This window comes from Methanimicrococcus hongohii, from assembly GCF_032594095.1.
Lineage (GTDB): Archaea > Halobacteriota > Methanosarcinia > Methanosarcinales > Methanosarcinaceae > Methanimicrococcus > Methanimicrococcus hongohii.
The window spans coordinates 880,936-899,444 of sequence record NZ_CP131059.1 but is presented as its reverse complement, the minus strand read 5'-3'; the positions used below and the strand labels follow the sequence as shown (position 1 = coordinate 899,444).

Genomic DNA, 18,509 nt, shown 5'->3' with positions numbered 1-18,509 from the left:
CTGAAAAATCGCGAAGCGATTTTTTACAAACACCGCCCCCCTGCCAGATGAAATTTTGTGAGGCGAAGCCGAGCAAAATTTTTTTACAAACACTGCCCTCCCCCTGCCCGATGAAATTTTGTGAGAGACCGACCGCAGGTCGGTCACGAGCAAAATTTTTTTACATCTTTATTCTTTCAAATTCAATGTATTCGCGTTTGTTTCCGAGATCTGCCGCGTATATCATTCTTTTGCGGACGCTGTTTGCCAATCGAATGGCACCCGATGTTGCCGGCAGCTTAAATTCATATTCGAGGGGAACGACGCTGAGTAAAAATTCGGAGTGCGGGATTTTGTCAAGTGTTTCGACTTTGCGGTAAACGCGAAAATGCGTTCCGAATTTAAAGCCTGTTTTCGGGACGAATCCTTTTTCTTTCAATTCTTTGTAAATCGTATATTTTCGCGGAAATTCCGAATCAATGAGGGATGCGCTTTTTGAAAATTCCTCGTCGGAAAGTTTTTCGCCGTTCATTCCGAAAAGTTCCAAAACATTATTTTCCGCCAAATAGAGCGCTTCGGGAAGCGACAGCAAAAGGCGTTCTTCATCCATCATTTTGCCGAAAAAAGATCTTTTGTAAAGCAAATCGGCTTTTTCTTTATCCGCCAAAATGATTCGCTCTTTAAACAAAACGGCTTTTGACGGCTTGTTTTTAACTTCCGGCAAAAACGGCACGGGCATTTCGCCTTCAAAACTGCCGACGGCATCGGCGCGCTTGACATCGTAATATGTGATATCGCTTTCTTCATCGACGATGGCGAGGATAAATTGTTTTCTCACGTTCTGCGCTTCGTTAATCAGCGCCGTCAATTCAAGAAGCGTTATCGGCACTCTTTCCGATCTCACAAAAACGAAGCTTTTGGCCGACCCTTTTCCGGGTTTGCTGCCGCGCGGATAAACTCTGAAATCGGTCGCGGAAGATTGAACATAATAGCCGCGTTCTTTCAAATCTTTGTAAACGATGTATTTGAGTTCAAAAAATTCTTCCTGCTGCGCCGCAAATTGAATAAATGAATCAAAATCCGTTTCTTTGCCGTTTTTGAAAATTTCAATTTTATTGCGGGACAAAAGGTAAGCGGCTTCCGTAAAACGCAATTGAAGACTGCTGTCGCGAGGACGGCCGAATCCGCCTGCATCATAAAGCGCCGAGACGGCTTCCGCGTCTCCGATGACATAATTTCCTTTGATCTGCGTTTTCAAAAGCGACACCTGTTGTTATAATTAAATTCTTGAATCTTGAATATTCATCTAAACATTGATTCAGGTTAAAAAAGGTTGCCCAAACGGCGCGCTGTTCTTGCAGGCAGCCGCCGCCGCGCGTGAGCTGCTCCGTTTTTCATAAATTTTTCAAACAGGTGGTTCGTTTTTATTTTGTTTTTGGATAAAACCTAAACATCCAATTTTCAAAATCGGGGAACCTGAACGCCCGATAAAATCCTAAATAAATGTTTTAGATTTTGGGGCTTTGTGTAAAAAGTCGATTTTTCCTCAGAATTTATACACAAGATGCCAACTTTTTACACAACAATAAAATTAAAAAAAAAGAAAGGGAGTAAATTATTCAAAATTTACCCATATCGCTAAACCATTTGCCCCAATTAAATGCCCCGATTTCTAAATCAATCGGAGTAAGCTCAATCGGGTGATTCTCGTAATCGTTTTCCAAATTTTCAAAAACTTGCCCTTTCCCATTCACGAAATAATAACCGTTGGTTTTGTCGATGCTATTCTTAAAAAATGGATAATATGTGTTGTCATCCAAAGTTTTGAATGTTACCGTATTTGTGTTTCCAATAGGATATATGGCTCCTTCATAACTGACGGTGCCGTATTTATCATCCTCTGTTAATTGAGCAGGTGTTAAACAACCTGCAAAAATAACAAAAACAAGGATTGAAATAATTGTTATCGTTTTTTTGTCTATATTCAACTTAACCATTTTCATCCTCATGATTTCATTTTTTGTTCTTTTTCATATTTTTTTGGGTCTATTTGATTTACTTTTAGGTATATTTCTTTCGCAAGGGCATCTGCTGTATAATCCACATCGGAGAAATCAACATTTTCTTCTAAATATTTTTCAATTTCTGCCATATCTTTATTCAAAAATGATTCGCGTCCGAAATTCTGAATCATTTGATTAACTGGCTTTTCAAGCGGTCTTTTTTTAAGAATAAAATAAGCAGCAACAATGATACAAATCACAAAAATTATGCCTATATTGTCTACAATCCATTGGGGACTTAAAAATCCGGCCATAACTATTCCTCCAAAATATAACCAAATCCGATTCGGATTTTAATATTTACTAAATAATAGTTATTTTATATAAAAAATACGCCCATTAACTTATAAATAGTATTCAAAAATAAAAATACTATTTTTACATCGCACACAATAATATTTCTCAAAAACGTCAAACAATTATGGTTCCCCTACACAAAAAGACCTCATCCATCATAATAAATCAAAAATTATTGAATCAAATGGATTTAATGATTCAAGAACGAAAATTTTCATCCGTATCTGATATTGTAAATACGGCAATTGTGTTTGTTTTGGGGGAATTATTTACGGAACGAACGAATCCTAATTTTGATTATGCATCCATTGTGGAGGATATACCGACAGATAATCCGGAAAGGGTGAAAATATCAGTATCATTGAGTGGATATTTAGATACCGAACTTGAAAATTTGGCAAAAGCAACTCAAAAAAACAAGTCATTTATTGTCCGGATGGCTCTATCCCGATTTTTAGAAGTTTGCAACAACACTGAAAAAGTAGCAATAAAGCCAATTGTTCCGGAAGAAAAATTGGATATTTCAAAAAGCGAATTAGAAGAAATGATTTATGAAATTGTAAATAAAGTTGTCAAGGAAAACAAATAATGTCTCAATTGTTCTTCATATTCAAATTCGTATAATGAATTGAAGCATCTACTTTTTTAACCTTGTTTTGTCCGCCCATCTATTTTTTAAAGTCAAAATCAATGCCTAATTCATGCATTTCATGAATCAGAACACAAATGTTATGGCAAATATTTTTGCACAATACTTCATTGACCTGCGCATCCCATGTTTTTGCTCGAACTGAACCGCTGAATTTCGATTTAATCATACTGAATGTAGTTTCCACGTTACTACGCTTATGATAATGCTCCATGAAGTCTTCATGATTAAAATTGAAGTAGTGATACAGCTTTTTCCATAGTTCGCCTCTCTCTGTGGCTTTACTGTTCGATTTAAAGGGGATATACGGCATGGCACCAAAGCTGTCAATAAGTTCCAAATTATTTTGACTTAAATAAGCACGGTCTGCGGATACTTCGGTCATCTCGAAATTGCGAGCGGTGTCTTTAACTAAATATTCCAATTGCGGAGAATCATTCTCTACTTCGGATGTTATTTTTACACTCGTAATCACATTTGTTTTGGTACCAATCATAACATGGACTTTGACCCATCGTCTTGACTTAATCTCTTTTCCATATTTAAAAGAAAACCATCTCTGAAATTGGCTTGTTCCAAATCCGGTGCTATCGACAGCAAAAGAGTTTTCAATTGATTTTAACGGGAGACTTGTTATTGTAACCAGTTCTTCCAATATCGGAGTAATGTCTCCTCGTTGCATAAAATGGCCGATTGACGAATAACAAGGAATGGTGGAAATATAATTTTTAGAGTGCGCTGCTTCCACTTCATCCATAAATCGTCTCAAAGGAAATGTGGTGTACACTTTTAAAATTGATGTGAAAATCATATCTCGGATTTGAAGTGCCGGTCTTCCCATTGAATTAGCTGGCTGTTCAATTGAGTTTGTTAAATCGCTTAACAGTTCCATAAATTGAGATTTTTGGCATATTGCAGCTTTGTCGTAAGCCGGCCAGTTTTGGCTATATGTCTTTTTTTGAACGGGTTCTGCTTTTCGTTTTATTTGTCCGGTTATAATAAATTCAACTGCCCAAATGTGTTTACATTTATCAGTTCCACCTTTGAAATCCTTACAGGTGCATTTGGCACTGAAACCGTTACTTTTTACGAAATATGAACCGCCGCCGCTTTGGCTCGGCACTTTCCACCCTTTTTCAGTCTCCACTATTAATGACGTGGCAGCGATTTCATAACCGCGCTCCTTTCGTATGTTAATAGGAAGTCCTGAATTCATAATTATCACTTTTGGAATATCGTACGATATGCTAAAAGTCGTATATCTATTTAAAAGTTTCATTCGATTTCGTACGATATTAATTAAAAAGAAAGGACTTTATATTATAATCGTATGATATTCTATTAGATATTATGACAAAATCCGCTAAAACAGATGAAATAGAAGAGCTTGATGAATTGCCAGTTGTAGATTATTCGCCATTCTCAGATAAGCTCAAAGAGATACTGGAAGAAAAGCCGCATATTATCGAAAAAAAGTCAAAATTATCATGGGATGGAAAACAATTCATCATCAGAATTCCTAAAGAAATATCAGAAGAAATGAATATTACAAAAGGTAATCAGATTAAATTTACGGTCGTAAAACCAGAGCCGGGAACTGGCGGAAAAAATGAATTAAAGATTGATTTGGTGGTTTGATAATGATTCTCAGTCCGGAGGAAAAAAGGATTATGAATACCCTTTATTTTGCAAATAAAGCTCTCACTACAAAAGAGATTTCTGAAAGGTCGGAAATGGCATGGCAGACTGCAAAGAACCATTTAGAGCAAATGTATGAGAGGGGGTTGTTGAATAGGGGGAAGAAGAGCGGGGCTGTTTATTGGTGGATTAAGAATGTTTTTTGAAATAATGGAATTATTTTGCATCAATATTACTTTTTAATTTGATGCGAAATATAATAGTTCAATTCGTCCAAAGTCTGTTATAAATGACTTACGTTAAATAGGATTTATATTTCTACAAATCGAGTCATTAACTTTTCATATTTTGGTTGATATTCTTTGTAACCGGATTTCTTTTCAAAATAAATTTCGTCACCCTCTATACGGTTCAATTCTTCCAGTTGCCTTTCTAAATTCTGTCTTTAATTAAGGGAACCGGCAAGGCGGAATTTACCCCGGGGAGATTATAAAGACTGCGGTCTTTAATAATCGTGGGTGGGTGGCTGGGACTAACTTATCTACTGACAATTGTAATAATTAAGTTCAAAGCGAAAGCGGAAAAGTAAATTAATTTACGTTTTCTTTGGAAATTACGATTAATGCTTAGGGAGTAATTGAAAAAAAGCACCGGGCAGATTGAATACATCCGGTAGAGTATATTTGCCAAAAGAATGGATTGGAGAAAAAGTAAAAATATTCTTGATTAATGAAATATAATATCCATTTAGATAAAATAATTAGTATTTTGGATGTATAAAAATATCCAAAACACCAATGAGAATTGATTTATTGACGCTGACGAATTTGTTGTTTAATTTCCAAGTTATTCGTAGAGAAACCTTTTTCTTTTAATCCACGAATCATCTCCGAATAGATGTCGTGTCGGCCCTCAGGATCTCGAATTGTTACGATTAACACAAATTCTTGTCGAGGAATAATTTCATTAAATCTAGGAGTCATATCAATTCTGATTTTCCATCCGTCTCGGACTTCAATTCCATTTTTAATATTGCGATAATAAGATTTAACCGGGCTCCATTTAAAACCATTTTCTACCATTTCTGACTCTGTTGCTTTACTCCATGTCCGATCCAAGGGAATTTCACTTTTATACCTGGCTCCATTTTCAGTTAATACATACCTACCGAATCCCACATCAATATTACATCTACAATATTCATTTCCATAATTTTCATTCAGTGGCGGATTATAAACAAGAGTCATACAAATTTCACCATAATATTTCCCATCCCTGATTAAAGAGGGCGGATAAGGAAAATCCCACATTTCAAGATGACTTCGCTGTTTAATTTCTTGGCGGAAAACAAGAGTTACTTCACTTTCACTACATTGAAGAATATCTAAAACGTCTGTTGCAGGCTTACCGAATCCATAATAATTAACATCGTTTTCGGAGCTAAAATGTTCTCTTGATTCGATTTTTGCGGAATGAATTATCATCGCTTTAGCAAGCAATATGTCTTTATCCACCATTTCATCATATATTGAAGAAAATTTTTGAGTGACGCGTGGATTAGAATAACTGGTTCCGATTCCTTCAATTACATGACCTGCCGAATCCAGACCTTTAAGACCTAACCCTTCATAACTGGAGTTCGTTCCAATATTTCCCCCATAATCAACAACATCAGGTTTGATTAGGAAATTTGCCCCAGGACCTCTTCGGCTAAATGGAGAAGGTTCATTACATTTTACAATTGAATTATCGGAATCCGATAAAGCAATTGACCCCACTGTAATTGCTCTTACAGAATCTGCCGGAGAAATAATTCGGTCTAATTCACCTATTTCTTCCTGGGGTGGCCATTGTCTAGTTCCCACTTTAAAATTACCACTCGAAACGAAAAATTGAACGGTATATTCATCTTGAATTAAATCTAAAAAAATTCCAAAGTCTGTCATATGTCCATCGCATATGATATCTTCGAATCCAAGAGATAAATTCCATATTTTTACATTACTTGAGTGTTTATCCATTGCTTCTATTATAATTTCCATTAATTCTAATTCACCAACACCATCTGTAGGACCATAAGTTGGATCATTGTTTGGCAACGCAACAACATCAATAAATGAGAAATGTCTCCAATCATTAGATTCAATGTCATTTAATTCATTACCAAATTGAATTGTAGAAGCAATGAATGTTGCATGTGATGGATTTTGATATTCAGAACTTACATATTCCATTCGATCTGCGATATAAGGTCTTAATAACTCGTTGCCTGTACTGATTCCACCATCAATAATTCCAATACATGTCTCACAATTGGCATATTCTTTCTGAGATGTGAAGCCATTATCTGAAATTATTGAATAATCAGAAGGAAGAGAATAATTTTGAAAAAAATCAATTGTTTTTACACCATTTAGAGAAGCAATGTTTTTGATATCCTCAGAGTTATTGATTTTAGCTTTTATATATTGTAACCCTTTAAAGGTTATTAATTCATAATGTTCGCAGGAGTCAATTGCATCAAGTTTTGTCATTAAATATTGAAGAATTTGTTGGTCATCGTATTCATTATCAAAATTGAAAAATTTTATTTTGATACGATCATTAATTTCATTGAACTCTCCCCCCTCTATTTTTTTTAATAACTCACTGGTTATTTTTTCTTCGATCTGAATAGGTTGAATGGTTTCAATGGCAGTTAAATTTGCCTTAATCGCAACAGATGATGCTTCTTCTATGATTTTAATAGTCTCATCAAGTGACTGTTTTGTCACTTTAATGTAGATTTCATTCAAATTTTTGCTGCCAATAATGGGGCATTTTTTACATAGGTCTGCCGGTTTATGAGATTTGGCGATGGCTTCGGATTTAATAGTAATTTTGCTAACTGCCGGCACATGTTCGTTTTCAATAAATAGATCTTTGTAATAATCCCGAACAAAATCGAAATCATTGATTATTTTCTGTTGAATTTCGGGGGTGAACTCTCCAAAAAACTTAGGCGCTGGGAACCCCGTATTGGATGTTATATCCGAAACTCTAGGCAATACTAATTGGATAGGTAATTTTTTTTCACTCATTGACTTCACCTTTTTCAGAGATTAAAGAATAAACCGTTGATTTGGAAAGATCTAAAACATCCCCAATGACAGAATAACTAAAAATAGGGTCCAAATTTTTCAAATATTTTGCTTTGATAATATTTTCTTCTCTTTTGTTTTTACAATTTTGGGGGATGATATTCATATTTAAAAAAAACTCGTCGTAAATATCCCTTTTTGAAAAAGAAGAATCATTGAGAATAGAATTACGAATAGCCTTTTTTATAATTTCTTCAATGTCAGATCCACTAAGACCATTAAATAATATGGAAAATTCTTTTTTTTCCTTAAAATTAAATTCAATATTGTTTTTGGTGAACAAATCAATTAACTCAATTATTGTTTCAGGTTCAGGGAGATTTATTTCAATTTTATAGTCGAATCTTCGCCATACTGCTGAATCTAACAAAGTTTCATGATTGGTGGCAGCAATTAATAAACTGTCTTTACTCATTGAATCTACGTTCTGGAGTAAACTATTTACAACTCTTTTAAGTTCGCCTAATTCATTGTTATCATCTCTTGCTTTAGCAATTGCATCAAATTCATCTAAAAATAGAACGCATGGAGTTTTTTGTGCATATTCAAATAGAGTTCGTATATTTTTTGCTGTTGTCCCCAGATAAGATGAAATTAAACTATCTAATCTAGCAACTACGAGAGGTAATTCTAATTCTTTTGCAATTAAATATGCACATTTTGATTTACCACACCCGGGAGGACCATACAATAACAAAGTATTAGACACATCAATACCAGCTGAATTTAATTTGTCTGCATTTTTACGATTAAGAATAAATGACTGAAATTTCTCTTTGTTTAATTTAGACAATATGACTTCAATATCATTATCATTAGGACATATAACATCCACCATTTCTATTCGAGATTCTAAATCAATTGGCAAATTTGCTTCTTTCGTTATCCCCATTGGGGAGAGATTTGTCGAATTTTTATTGTCCATTAATTGAGTGAATTTCTTTGCAGCATATGTTTCATGATCTTCTTCAAGTTTGCAAATTAATTGTTTAGTATAATTAATTACTTTAGTCTGATCGTGTTTTAAAGCACCTTCAACAATCTTTCCGATTTCAATTGAATATTTAATAAATGACACCCTCTTTAAATTAGAACAGTTATAGGAAAAAATTGAACGATACACAAATATTTGATGTACAAATGATAGATAGATTGAACGATTATATCAAAGTTTCGAACGATTTAAAAACTCCCGTCACCTACAACCTTTCTCATCTCTTACCAGCCTTCTCCTCTTCTACCAGCCTTTCTCTTCTTCTATTAGCCGTTCTCCACTCCTACTTCCTTTAATATTTTATATTACTTTAATTTAAAATTTCACATATCCAAAGTTATATAAATAATTCAAGAGATGTAATTTCACTTTTGTTATGACTCAAAATCTAACATAAGCATACCCTTAGGGGTGACCGCGGTCCCTTCTGCCATTTTTTTGTTAATGTTGTTAATAAGTACCCGGAATATGTTAACAGTAGAGAAAAAATGTAAAAAATGCGTTTACAAAGTGAAACGCCAAGATCACAAGGAGGAGGTGGTGATTATGGAAATAATCATTAGCATAATAGAAATAATTTTATTGTCGGCTGCGGATCCGTGGTACTTTTCTTACATCTAAAAATCATTTATACCATTGTTTGTTTTTGCTTTTATATTTTAATTTCTCGGTTTTTAGATTGTTTCAATGTCAAGAATAAAACTAATTGTTTTTTCAACATGAGAATTTGATGATCTTTATCTTCGTTTTTCTAATTCCAATTTTTTACATTTGTCTGGTTTTGTGTATAAAGTCGGTTTTCACCGACATTATACACAGAATGCGGACTTTATACACAGGATGGACTTTATACACAAAGCCAGATTTTGGAAAAAAACGGCGTTCCGTTTTTGTTTATTTTGATGAAAAAAGATGTTTCAACAAAAAACAAAGTAAATGAAAAGACAAAATACCGCCCCCGCAAGTTGAGTTTCCGAAGCGAAGCGGAGGAAACGAGACTTGGCGGATTCTTCCCATACGAAACGAAAAATCAAAATCGTTCTGCTTTTTCAGTTGCATTCGGCACTGCTCAGCCTGCTCGTCTGCAACTGTCTTTTACTGTCAACTCTGAACAGGTCTGCAAGTCTGCAACTGTATTTTAGTTTGCTGCCGGCAATCGGGTTTCTGTTGCCGCTTGCAATCAGGCTTCCGTTACGGCAGCAGCTGCCGCCGCCGCGCGCGAGCCGCGCAAAATTTAAAAATCAAATCAAAAGTCGACACTGAACCTATAAAAATCAAATCAAAAATCGCCATGAGTTTATTTGAAAAAATGAATCAAAAATCGCCATCGGATTTGTTTGAAAAATGAATCAAAAAAGAAAAAAGAAGAAATAAAAAAGAAATTGAAAAAGAAATTGAAAAAAGCGAATCACTTCGCTTCATCAATATTTTCATTTATATTTCTTGTTTTCGATTCTCTTCATTGCGTAATCCTTGTTGGAACTGGAATCTTTGCCGCCGTATTTCTTGCCGCCTTTGTTTCCGCTTCCGCTGCTGCTGGATCCGCTCTTGTATTTGCTGCCGCCTTTGCGGTCGTCAGATCTGCCGCCTTCCTTTTTGTAGCCGGAGCCGCCGCTTCTGCCGCCTTTGGAGTAGCCGCCGTTACGGTCACGGCTTCTGCCGTCGTCACTGTTTTTGGCGCCGTATCTTCCTTTCTTGGCACCGTCATTGACGAAACGGTTTTTCGGAATCTGCGCAAACATTTCATCAATAAGTTTGTCATCGGCGCGCGGCAAAATTCTGCTTTCATAAGCGCGTTTCAAAAGGCAGGCAACGACATCTTCTGCAGTTCTGTCTTCCGTAATCAATGCTTCCGCGAACTCTTTGAACGGTTCGGCTTCTTCGGTGTTGACGAAATCGGATTGAACCGCAACCGAAAGGTCGTGAAGTAATTTGTCGCGCTTCATCGCGGCCACCTGATCGGCATCCGGAAGCTCGACGCGGCGGACATCAACGTTGGCAAGCTTTTTGATAAACGCGAATTTTCTGAAATCAGAGGGCGTTAAAAGTGTAATTGCGATACCGGTTTTTCCGGCGCGGCCGGTTCTTCCGATTCTGTGCGTATAAGATTCGGGGTCTTGCGGGATATCATAGTTGACAACGTGCGTTAATTCATTCACGTCAATACCGCGAGCGGCAACGTCGGTTGCGACCAAAATTTTCAATTTATGTTTTCTGAAGCGGTCCATAATACGGATGCGCTGCTCCTGTAAAATGTCGCCGTGAATCACGTCGGCGTCGTAGCCGCGTTCTTCCAATCTCTGAACGACTTCGTCGGAAGTGTCTTTTCGGGCGCAGAAAACTAATCCGTAAAAGTCGGGATCGGAGTCGATCACACGGCAAAGCGCTTCAAATTTCAATGCCGGCGGAACGTCAATTGAAAGCTGTTCGATCAAAACGGATTCCTGAACTTTTTCGACGGAAACCATTTCGTATTGACCCATATATTTTTTAGCAATTCCCAAAATCGGTTTGGGCATCGTTGCCGAGAAACAGAGCATACGTTTGTCGTCGCTTGTGTGCTGAATGATTTCTTTGATATCGTCAATGAATCCCATGTTCAGCATTTCGTCGGCTTCGTCCAAAACGAAATAAGAAATGTGAGACAAATCGAGGCGTTTTCTGTGAATCAAATCAATGACACGGCCGGGTGTTCCGACAACGATGTCTGCGCCGGCTGCAAGCGCGCGAAGCTGAATCGGAATCGGCTGACCGCCGAAAACGGGGACGATGTTTAATCCTTTCATGCCGCCGAAAGACGACATTTCATCACAAACCTGAATCGCAAGCTCACGTGTCGGCGTTAAAACGATTGCCTGAACGCGGCCTGTTTTTTCGGTGATATTTTGAATGATCGGGATGCCGAATGCTGCGGTTTTTCCGGAGCCTGTCTGCGCCTGACCAATAATATTGCAGTCACCGCTTAAGAAAAGCGGAATTGTTTGAATTTGAATCGGGGTCGGATTCTCATATCCTTTCATGAGAAGAGTTTGAATAATTCTGTCCGATATGCCGAGATCTTGAAATGTTGTTGTCATAATTATTTTTCCTTAAATTTATGAACAAAAACAACGTCAAAGAACCCTGCTTCAAAGAGACCGACTCGTCCGGCCATCCCGAACGGAAAAGGCAGCAATGAACACAAATTCAAATCATTGCGCCGAAAGCTGCTGAAAAAGGTTTCAGCAAATCAATAACACGATTGAAGAACAGAGTAAAACGCTGTTTCTGATTAAGCGGCCGTTCTCTAAAAAAACAAAGTAAAACAAATCGGATAAACGATATTTTCTCTCTGATTGTCGGAATACGACCGAAATTCCGGAATCATTCTCTGATTATTTGATGTGCCGTAACACACCCGAGAGAAACGTAACCCGGATAGGAATTCTAAAAATAGTATCCCGGTATATGAACCTTTCTATACAGTTTCTCGAAAATTGAGATAAATGATTTATTCGTTTGGCGTATTCATTCTTTTCAATAACAGACTCATAAATTACCGGATTCATAAATAACAAATAATCAATAACAATAATCAATAATAAACGAATCAATATCAAAATTAAAACAATTAAAAAAGTGAAATTAAAACAATTAAAAAGTGAAATTAAAACAAAATAAAGCAAAATTAAAACAATTAAAAGAAAATTAAAAGAAAATTAAAACAAAATAAAGCAAAATTAAAAGAAAATTAAAACGCAAAATTCTTTAAAACAAATACAGGAGTTTAAAATGTCGTTTCCGTTAACTCAAAAAAACTATGACGCCGTCATTGTCGGCGCGGGCCCTGCCGGCTCGATTGCCGCCAAATACGCCGCTTTCGGCGGTATTGATGTTTTATTTGTTGACCGGAAACGCGAAATCGGCGCGCCGATTCAATGCGCCGGATTTACGCCGGACGCGTCTGAAATCGAAAAATTGATTCCGGGAATGACGCTGCCCAAAGAAATGAAAAAGCTCCCGAAAAACAGCATTCTTTGCAAAACAAAAAAGCAAAGACTTTACACGCCCGATTTGAAATCCAAAGAATTTGATGTCGACGGCTATGTTTTGGACAGGCGCATTTTTGACACGGAATTAGCCGAACAAGCCGCGTCAGCCGGCGCGGAGTTATTGTGCGGGACAACTGTCACATCCGTTTTATCCGGGTCGACAAAACATACCGTTCGCTTGCACGGCATTTTCGGAAAATTCGATGTGACGACGAAAGTGATTATCGGTGCCGACGGGCCGAATTCTTTTATCGGGAAAACATTCGGCTTATGTCATAATACAAAAACGACAGCGTCTGACTCGGCAATCGGAAGCATGGGACAATTCGAAAATACGGGGCCGCAAGAAAGAATGGGGCGACCGGAAAGCACGGTGTCTGACCTTGCAAATTCGATTTCGGATTTTGATTACGGGAATGATTCGGGATATGAAAGAGGCATCGGTTTTGAATATAAAATGACTGACGTTGATATTGATTCGGATTCTTTGGAAATGTTTTTCGGAAACAAATACGTCCCCGGCGGTTATATTTGGATTTTTCCCGAAGGTGACGGCAAAGCGAATGTCGGAATCGGGCTTCGAAAATCGCTTTGTACGGAAAAGCTGTCCGCGCGCGAATTTTTAAATCGTTTCATCCGGGAACATCCGATCGCATCGGAAAAGTTAAAAGGCGGAAAAATCACATCCGTGATTGCTGGCATCATTCCCGTCTCGGGCGCGCCTGCGAGAACGGCAACCAACTCCGTGATGGTGGCGGGGGATGCGGCCGGACACGTGATGGCAACAAACGGCGGCGGCATTCCGTTTGCAATGGCTGCCGGAAAAATTGCAGGCGAAGTCGCGGCAGAAGCCGTGCTGGAAGACCAATGCGGCAGAGGCTTGTCAACGGCGGCGTACGAGCAGCGGTGGCGCGCCGAGTTCGGTGAAGCGCTTGATGCGTCCGTTCAGGCGCGAAAGCTGATGGACAAATTCCTGGTGTCGGACACGCGAATCAACGCGGCGTTTAAACTGCTTCCCGCCGATAAAATGAAAGAAATGCAGTGCGGAAAAATTTCCGGCACAATGAAACGAGGTTTGGATCTTCTCTTAAAATGAGGAAATATTGACATCCAATTCTCTTTTTGGTTATTTTTTTAAAAATGCATTTCCCTGTTTTGATTGTTTCTTAAAAAATGCAATACTCTTTTTGATTCTTTTTTTTAAATGCAATACTCTTTTTTGATTATTTTTTAAAATTTGTGCGGCTCGCGCGAGCAGCGGCAGCGGCTGCCTTAACGAAAACCTGAAAGCAGCAGCACAACCCTAGCCCGGCGCCGCAACATTGGAAAATTAAAAGAATTGAAAAAATAGAACTAAGAAAAAGAATTAGAAAACAGAATCGGAAAACAGAATTCGAAAACAAGATCGGAAAGCATAATTGGAAATCGGGAGAAAAGAATATTATTGAAATATTTTTAAAATAAAATCAAACCGCAGCCGATAAATCAGCGGTTTCCGAGGTTGAAATAAAATCCGCCGACTTCTATCGGTTCGAAATTCTCTCCTTCAATGAATATTGTAATGATTCCGTTTGCTCTCGGCACTTTTATTGTCACTTCTATGTCGGCGCTGTAATCTTCGGGAATTGAAGCAATTGAAATGAGCTGGTCGGGAACGGTGTCGGCGCTGTTTGTGATTTCCGTGACAACGCGGATCGACACATTTTGACCGTGACCGGCACCTGCGTTTTGAACGGTTCCCTGAAGAACATATTTGTAAGAATCATCATCGAATCCGATCATGTATTGATTGATTTTGGCGGATAAAACAGGGGATTGAACGACGGGGAAAATTGCAATCAATTCGGGATTGATGTCTTCGGAAATGATACCGACTGTTGTTTCGCCGTCGGTGACGCCCGCGTAATAGTAAACGGTGCCGTTGTAAACATAAGATTGTCCCGTGAAATTGCCGTTGTCTTTCAGGCCGAGCGCCATGTGATCTTTCATGTGAATTAAAATGCAGTCGATGTCCAATTCATAAAGAATAGCGGCTGCCAATATCGCGCGGTCTTCACAGTCGCCGCCTTCAACGAGTGTTTCTGCCGGATAGCGCGGATATTCCAAAACGCCTTTTGTTTCCGAATCGTAGGTGTACGGAATGGTGTGAACAAAAGAAATGATGTTCAGCGCGATTTCGTCTTCGGAATATCTGTATTTTTGTCCGTGCGCGCGGAAAGATTCTGCAAGTTTTAAAACGACGTCGCGGTCATATTCGGAAACGGCGTACTGGGCGTAATCGCGGCGGTCATGCGATTTGTTTTGATAATATTCAAACATCTCGCGCGGGATTTCAACGCTTTGAGAATAAGATTGTGTGTCGTAAGACCACGTGTAGACGACGTTATATGTTTCGCCTTCATCGGATAATTTGAAACGCTCCAAACCGCTCCAATCGGAAAGTGACGGATAAACGATCACAATGTCGCCTCCCGGAGTCATCAAGTCTCGCGCGGCATAAACGACCGTTTTTTTCACGTCTTCGGGCGGGACAAAATGAAACAATCCCGCGGAAACGATGACGATGCAGACGGTCATAAAAATGAAATATTTCAGAAGATTTAGAAGCGTTTGTTTAGAAATCACGATGAATCAACAATGAATAGGACGAATCGGTAATAAACATTGCTCAAAATGTCCTGATTTGAACATGCAATTTCTGAGCTGCCTCCGCTGCCTCCGCCGCGCGCGAGATACTCCGTTTTTTAATTAATTTTTCAAACGCGTCCGCCGTTTTAGTTTGTTTTTGGATGAAACCTAAACATCCATTTTTCAGAACACGGTGAACCCGAACGCCCGATAAAACCCTAAATAAATGTTTTAGATTTCGATAAAAGAAGGCGTTCCGTTTTTGAATTATTTTGATAAAAAAGATGTTTCAATTAATTTTAGATTGAATTAAATTTCAAAAACCGCCTCTCCAACGACGAGTTCGCGAGCGTAAGCGAGTGAAGGAGGAGATGGAGATTCTTTCCCATACGAAACGAAAAATCAAAAACTGTTGATTCAAATTGCTTTTCTGTTCCTGCTGAACCTTCCAATCTGCGACTGTCTTTTACTGTTGCGGTGCTGCTCAGCCTGATCGTCTGCAACTGTCTTTTTATGGTTGCTGCTGCCGGTCAGGTTTGCATCGCCGCTGCTGCCCGCCGTCTCGCGCGAGCCGCTCCGTTTTTCATTTAATATTTCAAACGGCACCCTGCGTTTTTCATATTTTAAACAAAAAAGTAAAAAAGGAAAATATAAAAAAAGAATTGAAAAAGTAAAAAGAAAACGAATCGAAAGCGCTTTACTCAACCAATTCGCTTGAAGAAACGAGCGGAATCAATTCGACGCCGAGTTCTTTTAAAGATTCGGCCGCGCCGGATTCACGGTCAACGATTGTGATGACTTTACGGATGACAGCGCCGTCTTCCAAAAGAGCTTCAATCGCTTTTTTAACGGAACCGCCGCTGGTTGTCACGTCTTCCATCAAAATGATTTCTTTATTCGTGTCCAATTCCCCGACATAACGGCTTTTCGTCCCGTATTCTTTGGTTGCTTTACGAATAATCAAAAGCGGATATTGGGTTGAAAGAGAAACGGCTGTTGCAATCGGAACGCCGCCGAGTTCAACGCCGCCGATAATTATTTTGTCTGCCGGCGTTTCCGTAACGGACGGAAGAAAGCGGGCGATGTAATCGGCAATAATCTTCAATGTTTTCGGGTCGGTGCTTGCTTTTTTAATGTCGATGTAAAAATTGCTTTTCTGCCCCGACGATAACGTAAAATCGCCGAATTGAACAGCGTTGCAGTCTTTTAAAGCTTGAATAATTTCAGAATTGTCCATAATAATCAGTGAGTGAATGTGTCAATTATTTTTTTGCGTTAATTTTTCATTTTTACATTTTTTGAATTGTTTTACATTTTCAATTTACCACGGCTCATTTTTGATGCCGAGCCAATAACCGACGATATTTGTTCCGACATGAAGAATCGGCGTAATGATAATGATGACAATAAATGTCAGCCAATCCAATGTCATTGTCAGCCAGCCGTAAGAAGTAATCGCGGTCAGCAGGAAAGCGCCGATTAAGAAATCATATTGATCAATGAGCGGCATTGCCTGTCCTCTTTGAAGCCCGAGACGGCGTTTTAAGAAACTGAACGCCATGTCGCCCAAAAGAGCGCCGATTGCGAGCGATAAAATAGCAATCACGGCGGATAGGTCAAACGCGCCGGGAACGCCGGTTGCGCTGAATCCGGGAAGTTCAATTCCGAAAAAATGAAATCCGTGACGAAGGGCGAAAATTTCAGCGGCGCCTGTTAAAAAACCGAGAAGAATGCCAGCGAAAAGGCCGCGCCAGGTTTTGCCGTCTCCTAAAATGCGGCGCCCGTCTTTCATTGTTCTTCCGCCGTCAATCGGTTTCCCGCCGCCGAAAACGGCTGCAAATGAATTGGGCAGATAAGCGGGGAGCATTACCCACAAACCGACGACAACTGCTGTTATGAGTTCAAGAAACATGTTTTAAAACCTTTCAAGTGAATTGAAAAGAAATAACCGTTCCATGTTTTATATTTATCGCGGAATCGGTCAGTCATCAGCAATAAAAATAATGTGAAAGATGAAAATCAAAGATGATATTAAAGATGGCAATCAAAGACGGCAATCAAAGACGGTAAATCAAAGATGGCAATCAAAGATGGCAAATCAAAGATGACAATTTAATTATTTTAATATCAAACGATTAATATCTAAACATACTATTATTAATATGAATTACTACTTTTATTATTATTGTAAAATGGATCATTGTATGAAAACAGAATCTGAAGCTGATTTAAGCTGATTATAATAAATCCGGCATAAAACTAAACTTTTCAAAAATAATTTCGATTTATTTAAATAATTGAACCAAATTAATTCACGAAGTTGACGGGACAGACTGCATTAAAAAAACGGATGAAAAATAAGGTGAAAAGATGAGGAAAAAAACGTCGTTATATAGATAAAAATTTAAAAGCGTTTTCGAAAAATGACTCTGTCAGACGTTTTCGACAATGCAGCAGGTGGTTATTTGATCGATTTCGAAGTTAAAATCTTAGATGAAAACGATTTAATTTTTGTTTCCGATTTGAGAAACTTAGGCATTCAAAGGAATGTAGCACTCACACTGGTTTATTTGTCGAATGTAAAAGAAGCATCATCACGTGAAATTGAAATCGGGACGGGTCTCCGTCAGCCGGAAATCAGTTTAGCGATTTGTTTCATGGGCGACAACGGCTGGATTGAAAATCGTATGGTGAGAGTAAACAAAAAAGGACGCCCTTTAAAAGTTTATTCGCTCTGTGCTTCCATGGAAACGATTTATGCGTATTACGAAATGAAAGCGCATGAAGATTATGAAAATTCGATCGGCAAAATAAATCAGTTGAAAGAACTGATCAACAAAGACGGACAAAAATGAATTGAAAAAATATACGGGTATTTTCAATTCATTTTTTCAATTTATTTTTTGATATTTTTAATATTTTTTAGATTTATGAGAATTAATTTTTCAGCTTTAGCGGCTTTGAAATCTTTTTAAAGTGATATTTGAAACATTTTTGAAACAATTTTAAACGTTTTTGAAATGATTTTGAAACAATTTTTAAACGTTTTTGAAACATTTTGAAGCGGTTTTGAAATAATTTTGATTTTTT

At 38.1% G+C, this 18,509-nt stretch carries 17 protein-coding genes; 7 read left to right on the top strand and 10 right to left on the bottom strand.

The window, feature by feature from the left end:
* Positions 1 to 160: 160 nt before the first annotated feature.
* The 3 genes from endA to MmiHf6_RS04130 all read right to left on the bottom strand — a co-directional run bounded on the left by endA (position 161) and on the right by MmiHf6_RS04130 (position 2,296).
* Positions 161 to 1,246: a tRNA-intron lyase gene (gene endA, locus MmiHf6_RS04140; RefSeq protein ID WP_316558441.1), complete on the bottom strand. Its 1,086-nt coding sequence runs from the start codon at positions 1,244 to 1,246 to the stop codon at positions 161 to 163.
* A 352-nt stretch (positions 1,247 to 1,598) separates the two neighbouring features.
* Entirely contained in the window at positions 1,599 to 1,976 is a 378-nt protein-coding gene (locus tag MmiHf6_RS04135) for a hypothetical protein (RefSeq protein ID WP_316558440.1), read from the bottom strand.
* Between the two features lie 8 nt (positions 1,977 to 1,984).
* Positions 1,985 to 2,296 carry a hypothetical protein gene (locus tag MmiHf6_RS04130; RefSeq protein ID WP_316558439.1) on the bottom strand — a complete coding sequence of 104 codons (312 nt, stop codon included), beginning with the start codon at positions 2,294 to 2,296 and terminating at the stop codon, positions 1,985 to 1,987.
* 167 nt (positions 2,297 to 2,463) lie between these two features.
* On the opposite strand from MmiHf6_RS04130, the gene MmiHf6_RS04125 reads away from it, so the two are divergent.
* Positions 2,464 to 2,928 (top strand): hypothetical protein, encoded by a 465-nt coding sequence (locus MmiHf6_RS04125; protein WP_316558438.1) that lies wholly within the window; start codon positions 2,464 to 2,466, stop codon positions 2,926 to 2,928.
* A 79-nt stretch (positions 2,929 to 3,007) separates the two neighbouring features.
* Here MmiHf6_RS04125 and MmiHf6_RS04120 read toward each other — a convergent pair whose 3' ends face one another.
* The gene (locus MmiHf6_RS04120; protein ID WP_316558437.1) at positions 3,008 to 4,204 is read right to left on the bottom strand and encodes an IS5 family transposase; all 1,197 of its coding nucleotides are present in this window, start codon (positions 4,202 to 4,204) and stop codon (positions 3,008 to 3,010) included.
* 134 nt (positions 4,205 to 4,338) lie between these two features.
* Between MmiHf6_RS04120 and MmiHf6_RS04115 the strand changes: the two genes are divergently transcribed.
* From MmiHf6_RS04115 to MmiHf6_RS10215, 3 genes are all read left to right on the top strand, one after another.
* Positions 4,339 to 4,626 (top strand): hypothetical protein, encoded by a 288-nt coding sequence (locus tag MmiHf6_RS04115; RefSeq protein WP_316558436.1) that lies wholly within the window; start codon positions 4,339 to 4,341, stop codon positions 4,624 to 4,626.
* A 2-nt stretch (positions 4,627 to 4,628) separates the two neighbouring features.
* Positions 4,629 to 4,832, top strand: coding sequence for a helix-turn-helix domain-containing protein (locus tag MmiHf6_RS04110; RefSeq protein ID WP_316558435.1), 204 nt, complete (start codon positions 4,629 to 4,631; stop codon positions 4,830 to 4,832).
* A gap of 453 nt (positions 4,833 to 5,285) precedes the next feature.
* The gene (locus MmiHf6_RS10215; RefSeq protein WP_420891320.1) at positions 5,286 to 5,366 is read left to right on the top strand and encodes a DUF2080 family transposase-associated protein; all 81 of its coding nucleotides are present in this window, start codon (positions 5,286 to 5,288) and stop codon (positions 5,364 to 5,366) included.
* 69 nt (positions 5,367 to 5,435) lie between these two features.
* Here MmiHf6_RS10215 and MmiHf6_RS04105 read toward each other — a convergent pair whose 3' ends face one another.
* Both MmiHf6_RS04105 and MmiHf6_RS04100 read right to left on the bottom strand, forming a co-directional pair.
* The gene (locus MmiHf6_RS04105) at positions 5,436 to 7,706 is read right to left on the bottom strand and encodes a S8 family peptidase (protein ID WP_316558434.1); all 2,271 of its coding nucleotides are present in this window, start codon (positions 7,704 to 7,706) and stop codon (positions 5,436 to 5,438) included.
* Positions 7,699 to 8,844 carry an AAA family ATPase gene (locus MmiHf6_RS04100; protein ID WP_316558433.1) on the bottom strand — a complete coding sequence of 382 codons (1,146 nt, stop codon included), beginning with the start codon at positions 8,842 to 8,844 and terminating at the stop codon, positions 7,699 to 7,701. Before MmiHf6_RS04100 ends, MmiHf6_RS04105 begins: the two co-directional genes overlap by 8 nt.
* A 915-nt stretch (positions 8,845 to 9,759) precedes the next feature.
* Between MmiHf6_RS04100 and MmiHf6_RS04095 the strand changes: the two genes are divergently transcribed.
* Positions 9,760 to 10,023, top strand: a complete 264-nt coding sequence (locus MmiHf6_RS04095; RefSeq protein ID WP_316558432.1) for a hypothetical protein — start codon at positions 9,760 to 9,762, stop codon at positions 10,021 to 10,023.
* Positions 10,024 to 10,190: 167 nt separating this feature from the next.
* On the opposite strand, the gene MmiHf6_RS04090 is transcribed toward MmiHf6_RS04095, so the two are convergent.
* Positions 10,191 to 11,837, bottom strand: a complete 1,647-nt coding sequence (locus MmiHf6_RS04090) for a DEAD/DEAH box helicase (protein WP_316558431.1) — start codon at positions 11,835 to 11,837, stop codon at positions 10,191 to 10,193.
* 694 nt (positions 11,838 to 12,531) lie between these two features.
* Here MmiHf6_RS04090 and MmiHf6_RS04085 point away from each other — a divergent pair.
* Positions 12,532 to 13,887 (top strand): FAD-dependent monooxygenase, encoded by a 1,356-nt coding sequence (locus tag MmiHf6_RS04085; protein ID WP_316558430.1) that lies wholly within the window; start codon positions 12,532 to 12,534, stop codon positions 13,885 to 13,887.
* A 389-nt stretch (positions 13,888 to 14,276) separates the two neighbouring features.
* On the opposite strand, the gene MmiHf6_RS04080 is transcribed toward MmiHf6_RS04085, so the two are convergent.
* The 3 genes from MmiHf6_RS04080 to MmiHf6_RS04070 form a co-directional block, all read right to left on the bottom strand.
* Entirely contained in the window at positions 14,277 to 15,416 is a 1,140-nt protein-coding gene (locus MmiHf6_RS04080; RefSeq protein ID WP_316558429.1) for a hypothetical protein, read from the bottom strand.
* A gap of 700 nt (positions 15,417 to 16,116) precedes the next feature.
* Positions 16,117 to 16,656 (bottom strand): orotate phosphoribosyltransferase, encoded by a 540-nt coding sequence (pyrE, locus tag MmiHf6_RS04075; protein WP_316558428.1) that lies wholly within the window; start codon positions 16,654 to 16,656, stop codon positions 16,117 to 16,119.
* Positions 16,657 to 16,740: 84 nt separating this feature from the next.
* Positions 16,741 to 17,331, bottom strand: a complete 591-nt coding sequence (locus MmiHf6_RS04070) for a CDP-2,3-bis-(O-geranylgeranyl)-sn-glycerol synthase (protein WP_316558427.1) — start codon at positions 17,329 to 17,331, stop codon at positions 16,741 to 16,743.
* A 511-nt stretch (positions 17,332 to 17,842) separates the two neighbouring features.
* Between MmiHf6_RS04070 and MmiHf6_RS04065 the strand changes: the two genes are divergently transcribed.
* Entirely contained in the window at positions 17,843 to 18,274 is a 432-nt protein-coding gene (locus MmiHf6_RS04065; protein ID WP_316558426.1) for an MreA family transcriptional regulator, read from the top strand.
* Positions 18,275 to 18,509: the final 235 nt, after the last annotated feature.

Excerpts from the sequence above, each read along its gene's own strand:
- MmiHf6_RS04110 (WP_316558435.1), top strand. The coding sequence starts at position 4,629 with ATGATTCTCAGTCCGGAGGAAAAAAGGATTATGAATACCCTTTATTTT.
- MmiHf6_RS04085 (WP_316558430.1), top strand. The coding sequence starts at position 12,532 with ATGTCGTTTCCGTTAACTCAAAAAAACTATGACGCCGTCATTGTCGGC.
- MmiHf6_RS04125 (WP_316558438.1), top strand. The coding sequence starts at position 2,464 with ATGGTTCCCCTACACAAAAAGACCTCATCCATCATAATAAATCAAAAA.
- MmiHf6_RS04135 (WP_316558440.1), bottom strand. The coding sequence starts at position 1,976 with ATGGTTAAGTTGAATATAGACAAAAAAACGATAACAATTATTTCAATC.
- pyrE (WP_316558428.1), bottom strand. The coding sequence starts at position 16,656 with ATGGACAATTCTGAAATTATTCAAGCTTTAAAAGACTGCAACGCTGTT.
- MmiHf6_RS04120 (WP_316558437.1), bottom strand. The coding sequence starts at position 4,204 with ATGAATTCAGGACTTCCTATTAACATACGAAAGGAGCGCGGTTATGAA.
- MmiHf6_RS04115 (WP_316558436.1), top strand. The coding sequence starts at position 4,339 with ATGACAAAATCCGCTAAAACAGATGAAATAGAAGAGCTTGATGAATTG.
- MmiHf6_RS04065 (WP_316558426.1), top strand. The coding sequence starts at position 17,843 with ATGACTCTGTCAGACGTTTTCGACAATGCAGCAGGTGGTTATTTGATC.
- MmiHf6_RS04090 (WP_316558431.1), bottom strand. The coding sequence starts at position 11,837 with ATGACAACAACATTTCAAGATCTCGGCATATCGGACAGAATTATTCAA.
- MmiHf6_RS04130 (WP_316558439.1), bottom strand. The coding sequence starts at position 2,296 with ATGGCCGGATTTTTAAGTCCCCAATGGATTGTAGACAATATAGGCATA.
- MmiHf6_RS04070 (WP_316558427.1), bottom strand. The coding sequence starts at position 17,331 with ATGTTTCTTGAACTCATAACAGCAGTTGTCGTCGGTTTGTGGGTAATG.
- MmiHf6_RS04105 (WP_316558434.1), bottom strand. The coding sequence starts at position 7,706 with ATGAGTGAAAAAAAATTACCTATCCAATTAGTATTGCCTAGAGTTTCG.